The sequence below is a fragment of the Pantoea sp. YU22 genome (genome assembly GCF_003970755.1).
In the GTDB taxonomy this organism is placed as follows: domain Bacteria; phylum Pseudomonadota; class Gammaproteobacteria; order Enterobacterales; family Enterobacteriaceae; genus Pantoea; species Pantoea piersonii.
This window is the reverse complement of record NZ_RYDU01000014.1, coordinates 26287-46644: the sequence shown is the minus strand read 5'-3', so window position 1 is coordinate 46644 and position 20358 is coordinate 26287. Positions and strand designations below refer to the sequence as shown.

Annotated in this window: 19 protein-coding genes and 1 tRNA gene; 10 read left to right on the top strand and 10 right to left on the bottom strand. The window is 60.3% G+C overall.

Annotated features, from left to right (window positions below):
- Positions 1-155: 155 nt before the first annotated feature.
- From EKL29_RS17270 to mrdA, 7 genes are all read left to right on the top strand, one after another.
- Entirely contained in the window at positions 156-1208 is a 1053-nt protein-coding gene (locus EKL29_RS17270) for a patatin family protein (RefSeq protein WP_120454703.1), read from the top strand.
- The gene (locus EKL29_RS17265) at positions 1205-1981 is read left to right on the top strand and encodes a TatD family hydrolase (protein WP_120454701.1); all 777 of its coding nucleotides are present in this window, start codon (positions 1205-1207) and stop codon (positions 1979-1981) included. Before EKL29_RS17270 ends, EKL29_RS17265 begins: the two co-directional genes overlap by 4 nt.
- Positions 1982-2154: 173 nt before the next feature.
- Positions 2155-2934, top strand: coding sequence for a deoxyribose-phosphate aldolase (gene deoC / locus EKL29_RS17260; protein ID WP_126690304.1), 780 nt, complete (start codon positions 2155-2157; stop codon positions 2932-2934).
- 59 nt (positions 2935-2993) lie between these two features.
- On the top strand, positions 2994-4322 hold the full coding sequence (gene deoA, locus EKL29_RS17255; protein WP_126690303.1) for a thymidine phosphorylase: 1329 nt from the start codon (positions 2994-2996) through the stop codon (positions 4320-4322).
- A 112-nt stretch (positions 4323-4434) separates the two neighbouring features.
- Positions 4435-5658: a phosphopentomutase gene (deoB, locus tag EKL29_RS17250; RefSeq protein ID WP_120454695.1), complete on the top strand. Its 1224-nt coding sequence runs from the start codon at positions 4435-4437 to the stop codon at positions 5656-5658.
- A gap of 34 nt (positions 5659-5692) precedes the next feature.
- A complete protein-coding gene (deoD, locus tag EKL29_RS17245) occupies positions 5693-6406 on the top strand; it encodes a purine-nucleoside phosphorylase (protein WP_033752378.1) in 714 nt (237 codons plus the stop codon).
- A gap of 189 nt (positions 6407-6595) precedes the next feature.
- Positions 6596-8473, top strand: a complete 1878-nt coding sequence (gene mrdA, locus EKL29_RS17240) for a penicillin-binding protein 2 (protein WP_126690302.1) — start codon at positions 6596-6598, stop codon at positions 8471-8473.
- A gap of 125 nt (positions 8474-8598) precedes the next feature.
- Here mrdA and EKL29_RS17235 read toward each other — a convergent pair whose 3' ends face one another.
- The 5 genes from EKL29_RS17235 to EKL29_RS17215 all read right to left on the bottom strand — a co-directional run bounded on the left by EKL29_RS17235 (position 8599) and on the right by EKL29_RS17215 (position 12986).
- Positions 8599-9309, bottom strand: a complete 711-nt coding sequence (locus EKL29_RS17235; protein WP_126690301.1) for a GGDEF domain-containing protein — start codon at positions 9307-9309, stop codon at positions 8599-8601.
- Positions 9306-9692: a DUF1987 domain-containing protein gene (locus tag EKL29_RS17230; protein ID WP_167456968.1), complete on the bottom strand. Its 387-nt coding sequence runs from the start codon at positions 9690-9692 to the stop codon at positions 9306-9308. The genes EKL29_RS17235 and EKL29_RS17230 overlap by 4 nt, the downstream gene beginning before the upstream one ends.
- 10 nt (positions 9693-9702) lie before the next feature.
- A complete protein-coding gene (locus EKL29_RS17225) occupies positions 9703-10266 on the bottom strand; it encodes a SiaB family protein kinase (protein WP_120454687.1) in 564 nt (187 codons plus the stop codon).
- Between the two features lie 16 nt (positions 10267-10282).
- Positions 10283-11512, bottom strand: coding sequence for a SpoIIE family protein phosphatase (locus EKL29_RS17220; protein WP_126690300.1), 1230 nt, complete (start codon positions 11510-11512; stop codon positions 10283-10285).
- 151 nt (positions 11513-11663) lie between these two features.
- On the bottom strand, positions 11664-12986 hold the full coding sequence (locus tag EKL29_RS17215) for a PAS domain-containing methyl-accepting chemotaxis protein (protein ID WP_126690299.1): 1323 nt from the start codon (positions 12984-12986) through the stop codon (positions 11664-11666).
- 193 nt (positions 12987-13179) lie between these two features.
- Between EKL29_RS17215 and EKL29_RS17210 the strand changes: the two genes are divergently transcribed.
- Positions 13180-13255 (top strand) — tRNA-Phe (locus EKL29_RS17210).
- Between the two features lie 58 nt (positions 13256-13313).
- Here EKL29_RS17210 and EKL29_RS17205 read toward each other — a convergent pair.
- The 3 genes from EKL29_RS17205 to EKL29_RS17195 all read right to left on the bottom strand — a co-directional run bounded on the left by EKL29_RS17205 (position 13314) and on the right by EKL29_RS17195 (position 15831).
- Positions 13314-14450, bottom strand: coding sequence for an MFS transporter (locus EKL29_RS17205; RefSeq protein ID WP_126690298.1), 1137 nt, complete (start codon positions 14448-14450; stop codon positions 13314-13316).
- A complete protein-coding gene (locus EKL29_RS17200; protein WP_126690297.1) occupies positions 14447-14971 on the bottom strand; it encodes a TetR/AcrR family transcriptional regulator in 525 nt (174 codons plus the stop codon). Before EKL29_RS17200 ends, EKL29_RS17205 begins: the two co-directional genes overlap by 4 nt.
- Before the next feature lie 74 nt (positions 14972-15045).
- The gene (locus tag EKL29_RS17195; RefSeq protein ID WP_126690333.1) at positions 15046-15831 is read right to left on the bottom strand and encodes an MBL fold metallo-hydrolase; all 786 of its coding nucleotides are present in this window, start codon (positions 15829-15831) and stop codon (positions 15046-15048) included.
- A gap of 238 nt (positions 15832-16069) precedes the next feature.
- Between EKL29_RS17195 and EKL29_RS17190 the strand changes: the two genes are divergently transcribed.
- Entirely contained in the window at positions 16070-17014 is a 945-nt protein-coding gene (locus tag EKL29_RS17190; protein WP_120454677.1) for a sensor domain-containing diguanylate cyclase, read from the top strand.
- A 49-nt stretch (positions 17015-17063) separates the two neighbouring features.
- Here the strand turns inward: EKL29_RS17190 and EKL29_RS17185 are convergent, their stop codons facing one another.
- Positions 17064-17621 carry an antibiotic biosynthesis monooxygenase gene (locus EKL29_RS17185; protein WP_126690296.1) on the bottom strand — a complete coding sequence of 186 codons (558 nt, stop codon included), beginning with the start codon at positions 17619-17621 and terminating at the stop codon, positions 17064-17066.
- 132 nt (positions 17622-17753) lie between these two features.
- Between EKL29_RS17185 and EKL29_RS17180 the strand changes: the two genes are divergently transcribed.
- Entirely contained in the window at positions 17754-18662 is a 909-nt protein-coding gene (locus tag EKL29_RS17180; RefSeq protein ID WP_120454673.1) for a LysR substrate-binding domain-containing protein, read from the top strand.
- A 37-nt stretch (positions 18663-18699) separates the two neighbouring features.
- On the opposite strand, the gene EKL29_RS17175 is transcribed toward EKL29_RS17180, so the two are convergent.
- Positions 18700-20289, bottom strand: a complete 1590-nt coding sequence (locus EKL29_RS17175; protein WP_120454670.1) for an MFS transporter — start codon at positions 20287-20289, stop codon at positions 18700-18702.
- Positions 20290-20358 lie beyond the last annotated feature (69 nt).

The window sequence follows — 20358 nt, the reverse complement described above, 5'->3', positions numbered from 1 at the left end:
GCCGTGCGGCGTTAAGGATAACGCACTACGCGCGGCAGCCGTCGCCAGAGAGACTGGCGGCGGGTCGGGAGAAGAACATGGCTGGTTCTCCGGGATGCCGTTGCATGAGTGGACTGATGCGACAGTAAACCTCAGAACCCTTCTGAGGAACAGAAGTGGGTATCAGGATCCCTGTAACGCTGGGCGCAACAGAGCCCTTAGCACAATCCCCGTTTAAAGCGCGCAAAATCGCCCTGGTCTGCGAAGGCGGTGGTCAGCGCGGCATTTTTACCGCAGGCGTGCTGGATGAGTTCCAGCGAGCGAAATTCAATCCCTTCGATCTTTTTATCGGCACCTCGGCGGGTGCGCAGAATCTCTCAGCCTTTGTCTGCGGGCAGCAAGGCTACGCGCGACGCGTTATCACGCGCTATACCACCAGCAAACTCTTTTTCGATCCGCTGCGTTTCGTGCGCGGCGGTAATCTGATCGATCTCGACTGGCTCATCGACGTTACGCAGCGCGAATTCCCGCTGGCGCTGGAGAGCGGCAGGCTGTTGTTCGATGGCGGGCGCGAGTTTTACATGTGCGCCTGCCGCAGCGACGACTACACGCCCGGCTATTTCGCGCCCACCAGCGCCAACTGGCACGATCTGATTAAAGCCTCAAGCGCCATCCCCGGCTTCTACCGGCTCGGCGTCGATCTGGAAGGCATCAGCTATCTCGACGGCGGCATCAGCGACGCCATTCCGGTGCGGGAAGCCGCGCGACGCGGCGCAGACACCATTGTGGTGATCCGCACCGTGCCGTCGCAGATGTTCTACACGCCAAAATGGGTGAAGCGTATGGAACGCTGGCTTAGCGCCAGCGCGCTGCAGCCGATGATCAATATCCTGCATCATCACGAAGCGAGCTACCGTGAAATTCAGCAGTTTATTGAGCAGCCGCCCGACGACCTGCGTATTATCGAAATCTATCCGCCGCACGTGCTGGCGAGTATGGCGCTGGGCAGCCGCATCTCCTCTCTAAATCAGGATTATCATCTGGGACGACGCTGCGGCCGCTACTTTCTCGCCACGCTGGGCAAGTGGTTAAGCGACGCCGAGCCGTTCACGCGCTATACCACCGTCACGCCGCCCGCGCCTGTGGCTAACGCGCCTGACAACCGGCCAATCATGACGCCGCCGGTCGCGGGCAACGACGCAGATTATGATGAAGGTTCGCTGGCATGAGATTTACCGATACCCACTGCCATTTCGATTTCCCGCCCTTTGTCGGCGATGAAGCGGGAAGCATTGCGCGCGCCGCCGAGGCGGGCGTGGAGCGCATTATCGTACCGGCGGTCGATGCCAGCCGTTTCGCGGGTATCGCCGCGCTGGCGGCGCAGCATCAGGCACTTTACGCAGCGCTCGGCCTGCATCCCATCGCCATCGATCGCCACGAGGATGCGCATCTCGACCAGCTGGAAAGCTGGCTGCAACGCAAACCGGCGAAGCTGGTGGCGATAGGCGAGATCGGCCTCGATCTCTATATGGAAAATCCAGCGTTTGCGCGTCAGGAATTCCTGCTGGATGCGCAGCTGCGGCTGGCGAAGCAGTATGAACTGCCGGTGATCCTGCATTCGCGCCGCACCCACGACAAGCTGGCGCTGCATCTGCGCCGTCACGATCTGCCGCGTCGCGGCGTGGTACACGGCTTCGCCGGCAGCCTGCAGCAGGCGCAGGCTTTTATCAGGCTCGGCTACGCCATCGGCGTCGGCGGCACCCTGACCTATGCGCGCGCCAGCAAAACCCGCAACACTCTGGCGCAGCTGCCTCTGGAAGCGCTGCTGCTGGAAACCGACGCGCCCGATATGCCGCTGCACGGTTTCCAGGGGCAGCCGAACCGGCCGGAGCGCGCGCGGCTGGTGTGGCAAACCTTGTGCGAACTGCGCCCGGAGCCGCCGCAGGCGATCGCCGAGGCACTGTGGCGCAACACGCAACGCCTGTTCAACCTGCCTGATTAATGCTCTCCTGATGTGATAATAGTAACATCGCGCTTCTCTGGGTTATAATTACCATTACTGCTATCTGTTCATGGCGGCAGTGTGATGAATCCCACATAAACAGCCGCTTTGTATTGTTAGAATTATCACATTAAACCGGCGCTTTAACGCCAGTTTGTTATCTGGAGAACACCATGACCGATATTACCGCTGCAGCGCAGCGCGCGCTGCAACTGATGGATCTGACCACCCTGAATGAAGACGATACCGACGAAAAAGTGATCGCGCTCTGCCGCCAGGCGAAATCGCCAGCGGGCAATACTGCCGCGATTTGCATCTATCCACGCTTTATCCCGGTCGCGCGTAAAGCGCTGCGTGAGCAGGGCACGCCCGATATCCGCATCGCCACCGTGACTAACTTCCCGCACGGCAATGACGATATCGATATCGCGCTGGCGGAAACCCGCGCGGCCATCGCCTATGGCGCGGACGAAGTGGACGTGGTCTTCCCTTATCGCGCGCTGATCGCCGGCAACGCCCAGATCGGCTTTGAGCTGGTGAAAGCCTGTAAAGAGGCGTGCGCGCAGGCTGACGTGCTGTTGAAAGTGATTATTGAAAGCGGCGAACTGAAAGATGAAGCGCTGATCCGTCAGGCTTCTGAAATCGCTATCGACGCAGGCGCGGACTTTATTAAAACCTCCACCGGCAAGGTGCCGGTCAACGCCACGCCGGAAGTGGCGCAGATCATGATGAGCGTGATCCGCGATAAAGGCGTGAAAGAGAAGGTCGGCTTTAAACCGGCGGGCGGCGTGCGTAGCGCAGAAGACGCAGCTATCTACCTCAAGCTGGCGGACGATATTCTGGGCGAAGGCTGGGCCGACGCGCGCCACTTCCGCTTTGGCGCGTCCAGCCTGTTAGCCAGCCTGCTGAATGCACTGGGCCATCAGACCGCTTCCAGCAAAGCGGGCTACTGATTGCGTGACGGCGGCCGCGGGCCGCCATTCTCATCACAACCCTGATTAAGGGGGCGACTTTGTTTCTGCCGCAAGAAATCATTCGTAAAAAACGCGACGGCCAGACGCTGAGTGAAGAGGAGATCCGCTTCTTCATCAACGGCGTGCGCGACAACAGCGTTTCCGAAGGACAGATCGCCGCGCTGGCGATGACCATCTTTTTTCACGATATGTCGCTGCCGGAGCGCGTGGCGCTCACCATGGCGATGCGCGACTCCGGCACCGTGCTGAACTGGCAGTCGCTGAATCTCAACGGGCCGGTGGTGGATAAGCACTCTACCGGCGGCGTCGGTGACGTTACCTCGCTGATGCTGGGCCCGATGGTGGCGGCCTGCGGCGGCTATGTGCCGATGATCTCCGGACGCGGCCTCGGTCATACCGGCGGCACGCTGGACAAGCTGGAGGCGATCCCTGACTTTGATATTTTCCCGGACGACGAGCGCTTCCGTCAGATCATCAAACAGACCGGCGTGGCGATTATCGGCCAGACCAGCTCGCTCGCGCCGGCGGATAAGCGCTTCTACGCGACGCGCGATATCACCGCGACCGTGGATTCTATCCCGCTGATCACCGCCTCTATCCTGGCGAAAAAGCTGGCGGAAGGGCTGGATGCGCTGGTGATGGACGTTAAAGTCGGGTCAGGCGCCTTTATGCCGACCTTCGACGCCTCGCTTGAACTGGCTCAGGCGATTGTCGGCGTGGCGAACGGCGCGGGCTGCACGACCACCGCGCTGCTGACCGATATGAATCAGGTGCTGGCTTCAAGCGCGGGCAATGCGCTGGAAGTGCGCGAAGCGGTGCGCTTCCTCACCGGCGCGGAGCGCAATCCGCGCCTGCTGGAGGTCACGCTGGCGCTGTGCAGCGAAATGCTCATCTCCGGCAAGCTGGCGGCCAGCGAAGAAGAGGTGCGCCGTAAGTTATTGCAGGTGCTGGAAGATGGCCAGGCGGCGGACGTATTCGCGCGGATGGTCGCGGCGCAGGGCGGCCCGGCTGATTTTATCGAGCGCCATGAGGCTTATCTGCCGCAGCCGATGCTCAGCAAGGCGGTCTACGCCGATCGCTCCGGCATCGTCAGCAGCATGGATACGCGCGCGCTGGGAATGGCGGTGGTCGCGATGGGCGGCGGGCGCCAGCGCGCCAGCGACGCTATCGACTACAGCGTGGGGCTCAGCGACATGATTACCCTGGGCGAACGCGCCGATACGCAGCGTCCGCTGGCGATCGTGCATGCCAGCAGCGAGGCGGGCTGGCTGCAGGCGGCCGCGGCGGTGAAGGCGGCGGTCACGCTGAGCGACAGCGCGCCGGAAGCCACGCCCGTGGTCTATCGCCGGGTTAGCGCCAGCACCTGACCTTAACAGGCCGCAAAAGTGCGGCTTTATGCTGCCTCTGAGCAGGCATTCGGGTATACTGATCTGATCGCTTTTTTTTGACTTGTCACGCGCATATGCGCAGGAGACTTGCATGAAACGTGCTTTTATTATGGTGCTTGATTCCTTCGGAATCGGCTCAAGCAAAGACGCCGATAAATTCGGCGACGCAGGATCGGACACGCTGGGACATATCGCCGAAGCGTGCTTTAACGGCGAAGCGGACAAAGGTCGTAAAGGCCCGCTGCATCTGCCGAACCTGACCGCGCTGGGGCTGGGTAAAGCCGCCGAGCTTTCGACTGGCCGCTTCCCGCTGGGCCTCGATCCCAATGCGGAAATCAAAGGCGCCTACGCCTACGCCAGCGAACTCTCTTCCGGTAAAGATACTCCCTCCGGCCACTGGGAAATTGCGGGCGTGCCGGTGCTGTTCGACTGGGGTTACTTCAGCGACAAAGAGAACAGCTTCCCGCAGGAACTGCTCGACAAGCTGGTCGAGCGCGCGAAATTGCCGGGCTATCTGGGCAACTGCCACTCTTCCGGCACGGTGATCCTTGACCAGCTGGGCGAAGAGCATATGAAAACCGGCAAGCCGATTTTCTACACCTCGGCGGACTCGGTGTTCCAGATCGCCTGTCATGAAGAGACCTTCGGTCTCGATCGCCTTTATGAACTGTGCGAGATCGCCCGCGAAGAGCTGACCGAAGGCGGCTACAACATCGGCCGCGTTATCGCGCGTCCGTTTGTCGGCGACAAAGCGGGCAGCTTCGAGCGTACCGGCAATCGCCATGACCTGGCTGTCGAACCGCCTTCGCCGACCATGCTGAAAAAGCTGGTGGACGAGAAGGGCGGCGAAGTGATCTCGGTAGGTAAAATCGCCGATATCTATGCTCACCAGGGCATTACGCAAAAGGTCAAAGCCACCGGTCTGGACGCGCTGTTTGACGCCACCATCGAGCAGATGAAAAACGCGCCTGACCAGTCGATCGTCTTTACCAACTTCGTCGATTTCGACTCGACCTGGGGACACCGCCGCGACGTTGCTGGCTACGCGGGTGGGCTGGAGCTGTTTGACCGTCGTTTGCCGGAGCTGATGGCGCTGGTAAAAGAGGATGACATTCTGATCCTGACGGCCGACCACGGCTGCGATCCAACCTGGCAGGGCACCGAGCATACGCGCGAGCATATTCCGATTCTGATTTACGGACCGAAAGTTAAACCCGGCTCGCTGGGCTATCGCGAGACGTTCGCCGATATCGGTCAGACGATTGCGCACTATTTTGGCCTGTCCGATATGGACTACGGCAAGAGCATGCTGTAAACAGAGCCGCTGAATTTAAAAAGGATAAACAACAATGGCAACTCCTCACATTAATGCAGAAATGGGCGATTTCGCTGACGTCGTGCTGATGCCTGGCGACCCGCTGCGCGCGAAGCACATCGCGGAAACCTTTCTGGAAAATCCGGTTGAAGTAAACAACGTGCGCGGCATGCTGGGCTATACCGGCACCTATAAAGGCCGAAAAATTTCCGTTATGGGCCACGGCATGGGCATCCCGTCCTGCTCGATCTACACCAAAGAGCTGATTACCGACTTTGGCGTGAAAAAGATCATCCGCGTCGGCTCGTGCGGCGCAGTACGTGCAGACGTTAAGCTGCGCGATATCGTTATCGGCATGGGCGCCTGCACCGACTCTAAAGTCAACCGCATGCGTTTCAAGGATCACGACTTCGCTGCGATTGCTGACTTCGACATGGTGCGCAACGCGGTTGACGCGGCTAAGGCGCTGGGCGTGGACGCGCGTGTCGGCAACATCTTCTCTGCCGACCTGTTCTATACGCCAGATCCGCAGATGTTCGACGTGATGGAAAAGTACGGCATTCTGGGCGTAGAGATGGAAGCGGCGGGTATCTACGGCGTGGCGGCAGAATTCGGCGCGAAAGCGCTGACCATCTGCACCGTTTCTGACCATATCCGTACCCATGAGCAGACCACCTCTGCCGAGCGTCAGACCACCTTCAACGATATGATTAAGATCGCGCTGGAGTCGGTGCTGCTGGGCGACTAAGCCTGCGCTTGCCTCTCCCCGTCTCGTCCGTATAAAGCACGAGACGGGGAATATCAGGCGATTTTCGTAACATTCTCACCAAATGACACACTTTTCACCACTCCTGTGCATCTTCCTGCTGGTGCTCACCTCTTAGCTGCCTATCATTAGCGCGACAACAAAAAATAACCTGTCCGCCAATGCCGCCTAATGAATTTTCGTAATTTCGAAGCTGAAGAAAAGCTCTTCGCGCGTCGCGCGCTGGTCGCCTTTGCGCTGGTCGTTATCTGTTTCACTATTCTCGCCGTTAACCTCTATCGACTGCAGGTGCGCGATCACGGCTACTATCAGACGCGATCTAACCAGAACGATATTAAAATGATCCCAGTCGCGCCGACGCGCGGGCTGATCTACGATCGCAACGGTATTCCGCTGGTGCATAACGTCACCTGGTATGACATTACGCTGACGCCGTACAAAATCGACGATATGCAGGCGACGCTGAAAGCGCTGACGCCGATTGTCGACCTGAAGCCGGACGAGATCGACGCCTTTACCCGCGCGCTGAAGCAGAGCAGTCGTTACAAGCCCGTGATGCTGAAAGAGGAGCTGACCGACGAAGAGGTGGCGCGCTTCTCGGTGAATCAGTATCGCTTCACCGGCGTCAGCATCGATACCTATCAGGATCGCGAATATCCTTACGGCGCGGACTTAGCGCACGTCGTCGGCTACGTCTCCAAGATTAACGACAACGACTATAAGCGTCTGAACGCCGCAGGCATCGCTGAAAACTACGCCGCCGACCATAATATCGGCAAGCAGGGCATCGAGGGCTATTACGAATCGCTGCTGCACGGCAAGCCCGGCTATCAGGAAGTGGAAGTGGATAACCACGGCCGCATCGTGCGCGTGCTGAAAGAGGTGCCGCCGGTCGCGGGTAAAAATATTACCCTGACCATCGATCTGCATTTGCAGCAGTATATAGAGAGCCTGCTGGCCGGGCAGCGCGCGGCAGTGCTGGTGGAGGATCCGCACGACGGCTCGGTGCTGGCGATGGTCTCCAGCCCCAGCTACGATCCTAATCCCTTTGTAAAAGGCATCAGCTATCAGTCCTACAAGACGCTGCTGCAGGACAAGAATCTGCCGCTGATTAACCGCGTCACTCAGGGACTCTATCCGCCCGCTTCAACAGTGAAGCCCTATATGGCGATGTCGGCGCTGCTGACCGGCGTTATTACGCCGCAGACCACTTTCTTTGGCGCGCCGACCTGGACGCTGCCGGGCACCGACCGCCGCTACCGCGACTGGAAAAAGAGCGGCCACGGCATGCTGGACGTCACCAAAGCGATTGAGGAGTCCGCCGACACCTTCTTCTATCAGGTGGCGTTTATGATGGGCATCGACCGTATTCACAGCATGCTCAGCCAGTTCGGCTACGGCAAATCAACCGGCATCGATCTAAACGAAGAGTACAACGGCCTGCTGCCGAGCCGCGACTGGAAGCTCAAGGTGCATAAAAAAGGGTGGTATCAGGGCGACACGGTCTCGGTGGGTATTGGGCAGGGCTACTGGATCGCCACGCCGATTCAGATGGTGAAGGCGATGGTGGCGCTGATCAATAACGGTAAAGTGATTGCGCCGCATCTGCTGGCGAAAGCGGAGCGCGGCAAATCGGTGGAGCTTTATCAGCCTGCGCTGCCTCAGCCGCAGATCGGTGACGCGCGCTCGCCTTACTGGGCGCTGGTGCGCCGCGCAATGTTCGGCATGGCTAACGCGCCGAACGGCACCGGCTATAAATATTTCCACACCGCGCCTTACGGCATTGCGGCCAAGAGCGGCACCTCGCAGGTGTTCAGCCTGAAGCAGAACCAGACCTATAACGCGAAGATGATCCCGGTGCGCCTGCGCGACCATATCTTCTATACCGCGTTCGCGCCTTTTAACAATCCAAAGGTCGCGGTGGCGCTGATTCTGGAGAACGGCGGTAATGAGGGCATAACCGCCGCGCCGGTTATGCGCGAGATCCTCGACCATATCTTCCTGCCGCCGCCGACCCCGGCGCCGGTCGAGACGGCGCATCAGCCGTAAAGCAGCGGCTTATCTGCCGTGGCAGAGCGTTACCGAAGTCCTCTCATTTGCGCCCGCGCTGATGCAGCCCCTGTTTATCTGTTCACCCGCCGCCAGCCAGACGAAGCATCTGGCTGGCAGCGCTATCAGCGGAAAAATACCCGGTTGCGACCATGCTTTTTCGCGTCGTAAAGCGCGGCGTCGGCGTTGTAGTAGAGGGTTTCAAAATCGCTGCCGGGCGCGCAATAGCTGACGCCCAGGCTGGCGGTCACCAGACGCTCCGGCAGCGCATTAAGCGGCGAAGCGTTGAGCGAGGCGAGAATCGCGCCCGCTACTATTACCGCATCGGCCAGCCAGGTATTGGGCAGCAGCACCGTAAACTCTTCGCCGCCGATCCGACCGATACTGGCAAGCGGCGGGAGGTTGCGCTGAATACGCGCCACCATTTCGCAGATGACTCTGTCGCCAACCGGATGACCATGCTCATCGTTGATGCGCTTGAAGAAATCGATATCCAGAATAATCAGCGCCGCCGACGAGCGGGCCAGCGTCTGCGTAATGCGCTGAATAATGGCGCTGCGGTTCCATACATCGGTCAGCGGATCGTGCGTCGCCTTATACTCCAGCTCGCACGCCAGCTGCGCCAGGCGTTCATTGGCGCGGTTAAGCTCGCGTTCGGCGCGGTCGCTGCGCGAAATCATGCGCCAGGTTTCGCGCATCAGCCGCTGATAGTGCTGATTTAACTGCTGCAGCGCGGCGCGGTAATCCTCCGCCTTCAGGCTGGGCTGTGCCGCCACGTCGCTGGCGCGGTTGAGCGCCTGGGTCTCTTCACTGAACAGCTCTTTCAGCTCCATCATTGCGGCGTTTCCGCATGCAGCTGCACCGTCAGCGCGTCGAAATCGAGCTGCAGTTCCTGACCAAACTCTTCAGAGACGTCATCTTCCTCGTCGTAATGCCAGTTCAGCAGAATGGTATTGCCGCGCTGCGCCAGCTGGTTGAACTGGTCAAACAGCCCGAACAGCATCTTGGTGCTGGAGCTGTTGAAGTAGCTCAGCGCGATCTCCACGATGACCGGCTCGTCCTGGCGCGGCTGCCAGCTCTCCAGCGCGCTCTGTAACGGGCGATAAAACGCGGCGGCGTTTTCCGGCCAGGATTCCCCTTTAAGGGTAAAACGCTGCGCGTCGAAGTCGAAATCGACGTGGGGCGTGCAGTCGGTGGCAGCAAGTTGAATGGTTTGCATAGAGGGATCTTTAATCATGACAGATGGTGGCCTTAAGCCAGAAAGCGGAGAATTCGCCAGCTTCCAGCGGACGCAGGTCATACTCCAGCGGTTCGCTGACGTCGCGCGCCAGGGTTAACAGACCGATATTGGCGCCTTTGCTCCAGGCGGGGCTTTCCGCGCGCAGACCATGGCGATAGGCCTGTTTAATCTCCTCGCTGCTCATTACGCGCAGCGATTCCAGATTGTCACGCAGCCGATCGCAGGCGTCGTGATCGACCAGATTGGTGCTTTCCAGCGTATATTTTCCCGCGTCATAGCGTAGACAGACCGAACCGAAGCGGTAAAGCTGCTCCTGATGCGGCAAGGCGCGGCTGTCCTGCGAATAGCGCAGGATATTCTGTGCGATTTCAACAAAGCTGGAGAAGAGGCGGCGGCGCACTTTGGCGGACCCTTCGTGATTCTCCAGAAACAGCCTGACGACTTCGCCCATTGCCGTAATATTCTGCGGCGAGAAAAAACCTGTGTATTGAAGCGCGACCAGACTCTGCGATCCGGCGACACAGGGCGCTTCCCTCAACGACCCGTTGTTCATACTTTTCCCGGTGCGGTTAATAACGCAGGCCGAACCAGGTCACATCGTCGCGACGCGCCTGATTACCCTGCCACTGTAAATAGTCCTGCTGAAATGCCTGCGACAGCTTGGGCATCGGCAGATGCTGATACTGAGTAAGCAGCCGCTGAATGCGCTTTTTACCGAACATAATGTTGCGTTCGCCGCCGAGCTGATCGCTGACGCCGTCAGTAAAGATAAACAGCATGTCGCCGGGCTGTAGCGGCAGCACATATTCGCGCCACGCATAGGCTTCCGGCGTATCGGTATAGCCGACGCCGACGCGATCGCTGTTGAGCGAGATGGCGCCGTCGCTGACCTGTCCCAGCAGAAAGGCCTGGGTGCGTGCGCTGGCCCAGCGCAGCTGATGCTGTTCGGTATCCACCGACAGCACCATTGCGTCGCAGCCGTCGTTCGACAGCGAGGTTTGCTGCGACGCGCTCAGCTGACCGAGGGTTCGTTTTATATGGTGGTTCAGCGCCTGCAAAATAGCGGCGGGCGAGGCGAGATCGCCTTGCTTCATCGCATTCTCCAGCGCCGACTGCAAAATGACCGTCATAAACGCACCCGGGATGCCGTGGCCGGTACAGTCGGCGATCACCGCCATCCAGCCGGTCTCGTGGCGGTGAAAGGCGTAGTAGTCGCCGCCGACGCCGTCGCGCGGCTGCCAGTGCAGACACCAGTCGTTCAGCATGCGATCCATCAGGCGAGTCGAACGATCCAGCATGGCGTCCTGGATCACGCGAGCGTAGTCGATACTTTGCAGGATCTGCTGATGCTGCTGCGCCTGCAGATCCGACACGCGGCGGATCAGATCGACGCCTAATCCAATGCCGACGTAGCGCTCTTGCTCGGTAAGAATAAAACCGTCCGCAACCGATTTGTCGCCGTTTTCCACTACCTGCTGCGCGACGCTCTCCAGCGAGCTGTCGATATCAATCACCAGTGGAAACTTGTCCATAAAAGCGATGCAGCTTTTTCGGTCATACAGCTCGCGGAAAAAGGGACGCGCCATCTGCGACAGAAAAATATGGCGGTTGATCATGCCGAAGGGCTTGCTCGCTTCGACCACCGGCAGGCCAATCAAATCCTTATGCTCCGTAAACAGCGCCATCACCGCGGCGTTGTCGGTATCGGGCGTGACGAAAGGAACGCTGATGCAAAGCACGCGGGCGCTGTAGCGGCTGGAGGCGGACGTCATCGCCGAAAGGCTGTCGGGCAGCTGCATGATGACCAGAACAGGTTGGTTAAGATTAATCCTAGATTAAAGGCGCTTGATGACGCTTTTATGTCAAAAAAGAAGGCAGATAAAAAGAGTGGGTTTATCGTGCGCTAAGGCAAATTCCCGCGGAAAAGCCGGCAAATGCCGGCTTCACTGACTACGCCTGACTGAGCGTTTCGGTGACGTGGCTGATGGCGCGCACCACTTCCGACGAGCTGTCGCGCAGCTCGCTAATGACGTCGCCAGCCTGCTGGGCCAGTACCACGCCCTCATCGGCACGCTTCATATTGGACGCAATGCCCTGCAGCGCTTTGGTCGCCAGCAGTTGATTCTGCTGCATCCGACTCTCGATCTCGCTGGTGGCCTGATTGATATTGGCTGCCAGCGTGCGTACCTCATTCGCCACTACGGCGAAGCTACGTCCGTGCGCGCCCGCGCGCGCCGCCTCCACCGCGGCGTTAAGCGCGATCAGGTTGGTCTGATCGGCGATGCGGCGAATGCTGGCGACAATCTCGCCGATACGATCGGAGGAGTCGCTGAGATCGGAAATATCGTCTGAGATGCCATGCAGCTCGCCCGCCAGCGCGTTAATCGTCTGCACGCTGTTTTCAATCACGCTGGCGCCGTGACGGGTGCTCTCGCGGGTCTGCAACGCCGTCTTATAAGCCTGCTGCGCGGCGTCGCGCTCCTGCTGGTTTTTCTCGACCTGCGCCGTCACGTCGGTGGCGAACTTCACCACCTTATAAAGGATGCCCTCTGCATCAAAGACCGGGTTATAAGTCGCGCGCAGCCAGACGGTGCGGCCCTGTTTATTCACGCGCTGGAACTGGCCGGAGATAAATTCGCCGCGATTGAGCTTTTCCCAGAACGCTTTGTATTCGGCGCTCTGGCGCAGCTCCTCGGAGCAGAAGCGGCTATGCGGCAGGCCGATCACCTCATCGGCGCGATAGCCCATGGTGTTGAGAAAGTTAGCGTTCGCCTTCAGCACCTCGCCCTTGAGGTTGAAGGTGATAACCGCCATCGAGCGATCGATGGCGGTAGTCATGGCGCGCTGCTCCTGAGCGTCAGTAATGCGCGCGGTAATATCGGTGGCGAGCTTAACGATTTTCACCACGCGACCGGCGCGGTCCCGTACCGGCACATAGTTCGCCTCCAGCCAGACCGGACGGCTGTTTTTCGCCAGGCGTAAGTATTTGTCGCTAAAGCTTTCGCCGCGCTTCAGGCGCAGCCAGAAGTCACGGTATTGAGACGACTGCACAAAGTCGGCGGTACAGAACAGGCTGTGGTGCTGGCCGATAATCTCGTTCAGCGCGTAGCCCATTCGGTCGAGAAACAGCGAGTTAGCGTTAAGAATGATGCCTTCCGGCGTGAACTCGATCATCGCGATAGCGTCGTTGAGCGAGTTAAGCGTCGCCGAGGGGCGCGTTTGTTTTTGCCACGCAAGGCGTGACAGAAGACCTGATGAAATAGTGGAAAACATGGTGCACCTTATTATGAGTATGAAGTGTCGCTATCGTTATCGGCAAAAGTGGTGAAAAAGTCAGCGCAGCGGCACGCGAGTGCGCGTTTTTTTGTCAGCCGTTCGGTGGGTTGCTATAAAACTCAGCAGTCAGTGACAATTTGATGAAAAGCGTTTGACGCTGTGAGGGCATTAAGGTTTAATGCGCCCCGTTGCCCGAATAGCTCAGTCGGTAGAGCAGGGGATTGAAAATCCCCGTGTCCCTGGTTCGATTCCGGGTTCGGGCACCACAAATTTGAAACCCTCGCTTCGGCGGGGGTTTTTGCTTTTGTGCGGAACCCGCCCCAGTTAGCGCTCGTGCGCGCCCGGCAGCACTACCACCATCCCCAGCGCCAGTGCGGCAAAGCCCAGTAACGCCGCGCTTGCGCCCAGTCCGGCAGAGGCTAAGCCAAACAGCGCCGAGCCTGCGACCTGTCCGGCCGCCAGCATAAAGAAGGCGATGCCAACGCCCGATGCCGTCGAGGCGGGCGTGGCGGCCGCGCCATAGACCAGCAGCACGCCGGAAAGCGTCACGTAGCCCGCGCCGCCCAGCGCTACGGCGGGAAACAGCCACCACGAAAAGCCATCCAGACTCGCCAGCAGCAACAGCGGCAGCGCCATACAAATTTGCGACAGACGATAGATTTGCACCAGGCTGAGCGCGCGTCGCGCTACACCGGTCAGCGCGCCCGCAATCCCCGCGCCGCCGCTTATCAGCCAGAGCAGACTGCTGGCGCGCGCATCCAGGTGGAGTTGATTACGCAGCACATCCGGGCCAAAGCTCCACCAGGCCGCGCTGGCGGATCCGCTAATAAAAGCCACGATCGCCAGACGTATCAGCGATCCTTGCCGCGCCAGATCGCGCCAGCCAGCACGATCCGGCTCTCGGGCGCGACGATCGGCGGGCAGATAGCGGCGCGCCGGAAGCAAACAGATCAAGGCGAGCAGCGCAAAGGCGACGCAGGCCGCGCGCCAGCCGCCGGGCAGCATCAGCAGCACCGGCACGGAAAGCATAATGCCCGCGCTGGTACCGGCATTAATCGCCGTATTGGCGGACTCCTGCTGCGCAGGCGGCAGCGTGTCGCCGACCGCGCTGGCGATGGCAGGCGAGGCGACGCCCGCGCTCAGCCCGGCGATAAAGAGTCCGGCGGCGAGCATCAGCGGCGAAAAAGCGCAGGCGAGCAGCAGCAGGCCGCCAGCGGCGCAGAGCGCGGCGAGATAAGCCGAGGCTCTGGCACCAAAGCGCGCCACCAGCCAGGGCGCGGCGGCGGTAGAAAGACAGTAGGAGATATAGCTACAGGCGGTGACAATCCCGGCGAGATGGATGCTGAACGGAATTTCCTGCATTACCGCAGGCATCATCAGGCCCCATGAAAAGCGCGCCATACCGTAGGTAACGGCAATCAGGGAAAAGCCGGTGACGCCCAGCGCCACGGAAGATCTCACGGCTGCTCCTCGCGCGGCAGCAGCAGCCGTGCGGCGGCATCGCCCGCGTGTTTCGCCGCGTCCGGCCCCAGCATTAGCGCCGAGATCACCGCTCCTTCAAACAACATCCAGACCGCATTCGCCATGCCCTCATCCGGCACGCAGTCGCCGATATAGCGGCGCAGCGCATAGCGATAGTCGAGCGCATGCGCCGCCAGCATCGGCTCTTTCTCCGCATATTCGCCCCAGGCTTTGATGAAAAAGCAGCCCTGCGCCCCATACTGTTCCGTCCATTCGCCTAGGGTCTCAAACAGCCGTCGCAGCGCCTGCGGATGCTGCGCAGGCAGGAGATCGCCGAAAAACCGCGCCCGGCGCGCCACCATCACGCTGAGGGTCAGCGCTTCGCGCGAAGCAAAGTGATGATAAAGCGTGCGCGTTGAGACGCCCGCTTCCCGGCACAGCTGGTCGGTGCTGGTGGCGTGAAAACCGTTGGTGTAGAACAGCCTTTCAGCCGCCTGCAAAATATCGTCGCGTTTGTTCATACCATTAAAAGTAAACCGATCGTTTTACTTTTGCGTAGTGGCGCAGACGATTTATTTTTTGGGCGGCGCGAAAATTACCCCAGACAGCGCAGATAGCGCGCCCCGGAGCGCATAACGACCTCCTTCGCCTCTTGCGTCACATCCTGCCCTTCAAACGCGCCGTAAAGCCGCGAAAACGCCAGCGCGTCGCAGCGGCGCAGCATCTCGCTCACCGTCGCGGCGGAAAGCGGCAGCATATTGGGGTAGCTCCACATAAACGAGACCGCATCCTTCCCCGGCGCGACCTGAATAATATCGCCTGCCAGCACTACACCGCCGTTGGCTTTCCAGTGCAGCACGCTGCCGCCGGCGAAATGCCCCCCAAGCCGCACGATATCAACCTCCTCGTTTAACGGCAGCGTCTCGCCCTGCCAGAACTGAATGGCGGGGCTGTCACGCATCACCCATTCGGCATCATCAGCGTGCAGATAGATCGGCGCGTTAAATTCCGCCGCCCAGTCCTGCATGGTGGTGTAGTAGTGCGGATGCGAGATAGCGATGGCGGAGATACCGCCGAGGGCATGGATGAGCGCGATAGTGGCGGGATCCAGGCTGGCGATGCAGTCCCAGAGAATATTGCCGCTGCTGCTGCGCAGCAAAAGGGCGCGCTGCCCAATGGCGAAGCTCGGCACGGTTTTAATACTCAGCAGACCCGCCTCAAGCTGCTGCCATTTGTTCTGATGACTGCGGGTTAGCGTGGCGAAATCGATCCACTGCTGCCCGGCGGCGGGCACCCACTGCCGTTCGTCCTCGCAGATTTTGCAGCGCTGCGGCGAGACCTCGGCATATGACGTGCCGCATGTGGCGCAAAGTTTCATTATTACCTCCTCCAGGGTTAACCTTACTCTGACTATAGCCGGTGACCGCGCAGGGAAACGATCGTCCTGCATAGAGGGGAAATATGACGCGCTGCCGCTGAGTATGCGGAAAGCCCGATTTAAACCGGATAAAATCTTGTGGTTAAGCGGATAAAGCGCGGCTCATCATGTTTCCAGCGCTTCTCTTTACAGGAATATCCGCACAGGCAAAATACATCTTATTTCTTAACGTCCGCGTGCCATGTCTGACGAAGCGTTACGCCAGCAGATACAGATTTTGAAAAAGCATAATGCGCGGCTCAAGCGTATAGCGCATGACGCCCGCAGCAAGCTCGACGCGGCGCTGGACGGCACCGGGCTCTGCCTGTGGCAGCTTGATATCCCCAGCGGCAAGCTGGTGATCTTCAACCGGCGCTGGGGCGCGATGCTGGGCTATCAGCCGAAAGAGAGCAGAGCGCTCTTCTCCGAGTGGAAAGAGAGCCTGCATCCTGACGATGCCGCAGAGGTGCTGAAAGCGTTCTACGACCATATCGATGGCAAAGCGCCTTACTATGAGGCGCTGCACCGGATGATCGCCAAAAACGGCAGCGTGACCTGGGTACTGGATCGCGGCCGTATCAGCGAATGGGACGAGCAGGGCAGGCCGCTGAAGGTAACCGGCACCCATATCGATATGACCAAAGAGAAACAGTACGAATCGCAGCTGGCGATGCTGGCGAATCACGATCCGCTGACGCAGCTCGCCAACCGCCATGCCTTGCGTAACGCCTACAGCCAGATGCGCAAGGAGAACGCGCTCTGCGTCGCCTTTATCGATCTCGACGATTTCAAACATGTCAATGACACCTTCGGCCATCGCAGCGGCGACCGTTTGCTGATCCAGCTCAGCCAGCGTCTGTGCGACGCCTGTCCGGAGCCGGTGCTGGCTGGCCGACTGGGCGGCGATGAGTTTGTGCTGCTGATGCCGTTCGGTCAGGATGACGCTCGGGTGGCGCAGGTGAGTCGCGCCTGTCTGCAGGCAGCGCTCACGCCTTTTGAGCTGGAGAACGGGACGGCGACCATCGGCGCCTCTATCGGGATTGTGCAGGCGCAGCCGCATGAAGGGTTTAACGCGGCGCTGAGCCGTGCCGATGAAGCGATGTACCGCATTAAGCGCAACGGGAAAAACGGCATCGGGCTGGGATAATCTGCCTGGCGTCGCTTCCGCCCCGGTTTATCTCTCTTCTCTCGAGCCGTTATCCACGCGGGATTAGCCAGTTTTTCAGTAAACGCGTCAGCAGCGGCATCCACAGCCAGACCACCAGCGCGACCACGGTCGCATCACCTAAAAAATGTCCCCACAGCGTGCCGTGGCTGGCGGGCAACAGGGTGTTCCAGAGCGGCGGGATCAGCAGCGTTGAAGGGAAAATCACTCCCAGCGTCAGCAAGTACTGTTTCCATTTCGCCGGACGCGGCGCTGTCTTAGCGGTGGGCGTAAACCAGAACGCAGCGCCGGGACGCACGTCGATATGCTCCGGGCCGGAGAGCAGCAGCGGCAGTTCGGCGATCAGCTTCTTGCGTGCGTCGGATTGCGTCCAGTTAAACAGGTTATCGAGGCTGTCGAAGCGAATCAGGACGGTGTAGACGCTTTCGCCATGCACCGGGCGCAATACATTCACCCCAAGATGACCGGGAAATTGCGCCGCCTGCGGCATGATCTGCTCCAGCCATTGCTCGTAAGCCTGCTGTTTCTCCGCCTGCACGCTGTGGGTGATCACCAGCGTAACGTGGCTGGCCTGATGCGGATTATTCATATCGCCTCCCGGCGCGCTAAAAGTGATTTACAGCAGTGGCGCTGTTGGATACAAAAATACGAGATGAGAACATTTATTGTTAGCGGAATGATTTTGGGTTGTTGTTCAACAATTTTTGGGGAGAAATGAGGAATGCGATTAAACCTCGAGGCGCTGCTGATTCTGGATGCGCTCGACCGTCACGGCACCTTCGCGGCTGCGGCGGCGCGGCTGTTTAAAACCGCGTCGGCGTTAAGCTATACGGTGCAGAAGATGGAAAGCGACATGAAGATCACGCTGCTCGATCGCTCCGGTCATCGCGCTACCTTCACCCCAACCGGGCGGCTGATGCTGGAAAAAGGGCGCGCGCTGCTGCGCGCCGTAAACGAACTGGAGCAGCAGGCGCGCTACGTCGAAAGCGGCTGGGAGAGCAACCTGACCATTAGCGTTGACGCCTCGGTGCCGTTTTCGCTGCTGTCTCCGCTGATTGACGAGTTTTATCAGCAGCATCCCCATACCCAGCTGCAGTTTCGCCAGGATGTGCTGGCGGGCTGCTGGGAAGCGCTGAGCTACGGCGAGGCGGATCTGGTGTTCGGCGCGGTGCAGGAGCCGGCGACGCGTAAAGATATCGGCTGCGTGGCGCTGGGCTGGCTCGATTATGTGTTCGCCGTCGCGCCAACCCATCCGCTGGCGCAGATGCCGGAGCCGCTGCTGCGCGAACAGATCCGTCAGTATCGCGCGGTTACGGTGCACGACTCGTCACGCCACGGCGCCGGTATGGATTTGCGCGTGCTGGATGAGCAAAAAACGCTGAGCGTGCATGATTTTCATGCCAAGCTGCAGGCGCAGCTGGCCGGGCTGGGATGCGGCTATCTGCCGTACTATCTTGCCGCGCCGCATCTGGCGAACGGCACGCTGGTGGCGCGCCAGCTCGACAGCGAAACGCGGCGCGACATGGCTTACCTGGCCTGGAATGAGAGCGCCAGCGGTAATGCGGCGCGCTGGTGGCGCGACAGGCTGCAAACGCTGGAGGGGCTGCGCGAGATCTACGCCGCGCCTTAAGCCAAAAGCGCGCGGCCGAAGCACCGCGCGCCTGAGGTTACAGCGAGATAAAGTGGTGCGCTTTGGGCGCGCCTTCGCCCTGATGGAACGCCAGCACTGCCGCCTGCAGCTCGGCGTCCGCTTTCGACACGCGCTGATGCTGACGCAGATGCTCCTGCCACGACTCGACTAAAAACCACTCCTGAATAAACGCCGCATCTTCGGTGTGCGTCATTACCCCCCAGGCGTAAGCACCATCGCGACGGCGCGCCAGCGCCAGCTTATTGATCGCCGCCAGAAAAGCCGGGCGATCTTCCTCCGCTACGCGGTAGTGGATCTGCACCATCACCGGACCGCGACGCCCATCAATGCTTTGCGCCACCGCCGGTTCCTGCCAGTGCAGCGCGGGCTGCAGATCCGCCTCGCCCTGCGGCAGCGCTTTGCGGCGCAGCAGCAGCGCGCTCAGCATCAGCGCCGCCGCCGCGATAACCAGCGTCGCCACTACGCCTGCCTGCTGCGCCACCAGGCCCCACAGCAGGCTGCCGCCTGCCAGCGCACCGTTAAACACCATCAGATAAACCGCCAGCCCGCGGCCGCGCACCCAGTCCGGCAGCACCGCCTGGGCGACGCCGTTCAGCGTGGTCAGCGCGATGATCCAGCCGCTGCCGAGCACCAGCATCAGCACCAGCGCCAGCCACTGCGGCGGTGTGAGCGCCAGGCCGAGCATCACCAGGCCGTTGATGGCGGCGGCAAGCAGCAGCAGCGCGTCGGCGCGCATCCTGGCGCGCAGGCGCGGCAGCAACAGCGCGCCGCCAATGGCGCCGATCCCGACGGCGCCGAGCATCATGCCGTAGAAACCGGCCGTGCCCTGCAGCAGCTGACGCGCTATCAGCGGCAGCAGTGCCCAGAGCGCGCTGGCGAAGATAAAGAACATCGCGGCGCGAAACAGCACGCGGTGCAGCTCGCGACTCGCTTTGACGTAGCGCAGACCGGCGCGGAACGCACCGAAGAAGTGCTCGTTCAGCTCATCCTGCGCTTTTGCCGGACGCTTCCAGGCCAGCAGCGCGGCAATCACAATGAAATAGCTGGCGACATCCGCGCCGTAAGCAGCCATGGCGCCGAGGCTTGCCAGCAGCAGGCCGCCGGTCGCCGGGCCGATAGCGCGTGCGATATTAATGCCGAGTGAATTGAGCGCGACGGCGTTTTTCATCTCCTGACGCGGCACCAGCTCCGGCACGATCGCTTGCCAGGCGGGGCCGAACAGCGCCGCGCCGATGCCGCCGACAAAGGTCAGCCCAATCAGCCACTCCGCCGTCAGCCAGTTATTGTGGGAGAGGATCAGCAGCGTGCCGCTGACGCTGGCCATCAGTATCTGTATCGCAATCAGCAGGCGGCGGCGGTCAAAGATATCCGACAGCACGCCCGCTGGCAGCGCCAGCAGAAAGACCGGCAGCGTGGCGGCGGTCTGCATCAGCGCGACCGCCGTGGGATTGTCCGAGAGGCCGGTAATCAGCCAGGAGCTGGCGACGTCGCGGATAAAACTGCCGGTATTGCCCAGCACCGACGCGCCCCATATCAGGGCGAACATGGCGTAGCGAAAAGGGGAGAAAGCGCCGCCCGCAGGCGAGGGGGTCATGTTCTGGCTCATCTTCTGTCTCCGACCGCGCCGGTTAGCGCAGCGTTATTTAGTGGTGATGGCTGGAACATTACGGGCGCT

Bases quoted from the DNA above. Each gene is read 5' to 3' on its own strand.
- EKL29_RS17200 (WP_126690297.1), bottom strand. From the start codon at position 14,971: ATGAACAAACGCGACGATATTTTGCAGGCGGCTGAAAGGCTGTTCTAC.
- EKL29_RS17180 (WP_120454673.1), top strand. From the start codon at position 17,754: ATGCGATTAAACCTCGAGGCGCTGCTGATTCTGGATGCGCTCGACCGT.
- deoD (WP_033752378.1), top strand. From the start codon at position 5,693: ATGGCAACTCCTCACATTAATGCAGAAATGGGCGATTTCGCTGACGTC.
- EKL29_RS17265 (WP_120454701.1), top strand. From the start codon at position 1,205: ATGAGATTTACCGATACCCACTGCCATTTCGATTTCCCGCCCTTTGTC.
- EKL29_RS17215 (WP_126690299.1), bottom strand. From the start codon at position 12,986: ATGTTTTCCACTATTTCATCAGGTCTTCTGTCACGCCTTGCGTGGCAA.
- EKL29_RS17220 (WP_126690300.1), bottom strand. From the start codon at position 11,512: ATGCAGCTGCCCGACAGCCTTTCGGCGATGACGTCCGCCTCCAGCCGC.
- EKL29_RS17190 (WP_120454677.1), top strand. From the start codon at position 16,070: ATGTCTGACGAAGCGTTACGCCAGCAGATACAGATTTTGAAAAAGCAT.
- deoB (WP_120454695.1), top strand. From the start codon at position 4,435: ATGAAACGTGCTTTTATTATGGTGCTTGATTCCTTCGGAATCGGCTCA.
- EKL29_RS17185 (WP_126690296.1), bottom strand. From the start codon at position 17,621: ATGAATAATCCGCATCAGGCCAGCCACGTTACGCTGGTGATCACCCAC.
- mrdA (WP_126690302.1), top strand. From the start codon at position 6,596: ATGAATTTTCGTAATTTCGAAGCTGAAGAAAAGCTCTTCGCGCGTCGC.
- EKL29_RS17225 (WP_120454687.1), bottom strand. From the start codon at position 10,266: ATGAACAACGGGTCGTTGAGGGAAGCGCCCTGTGTCGCCGGATCGCAG.
- EKL29_RS17230 (WP_167456968.1), bottom strand. From the start codon at position 9,692: ATGCAAACCATTCAACTTGCTGCCACCGACTGCACGCCCCACGTCGAT.
- deoC (WP_126690304.1), top strand. From the start codon at position 2,155: ATGACCGATATTACCGCTGCAGCGCAGCGCGCGCTGCAACTGATGGAT.
- EKL29_RS17175 (WP_120454670.1), bottom strand. From the start codon at position 20,289: ATGAGCCAGAACATGACCCCCTCGCCTGCGGGCGGCGCTTTCTCCCCT.
- EKL29_RS17235 (WP_126690301.1), bottom strand. From the start codon at position 9,309: ATGATGGAGCTGAAAGAGCTGTTCAGTGAAGAGACCCAGGCGCTCAAC.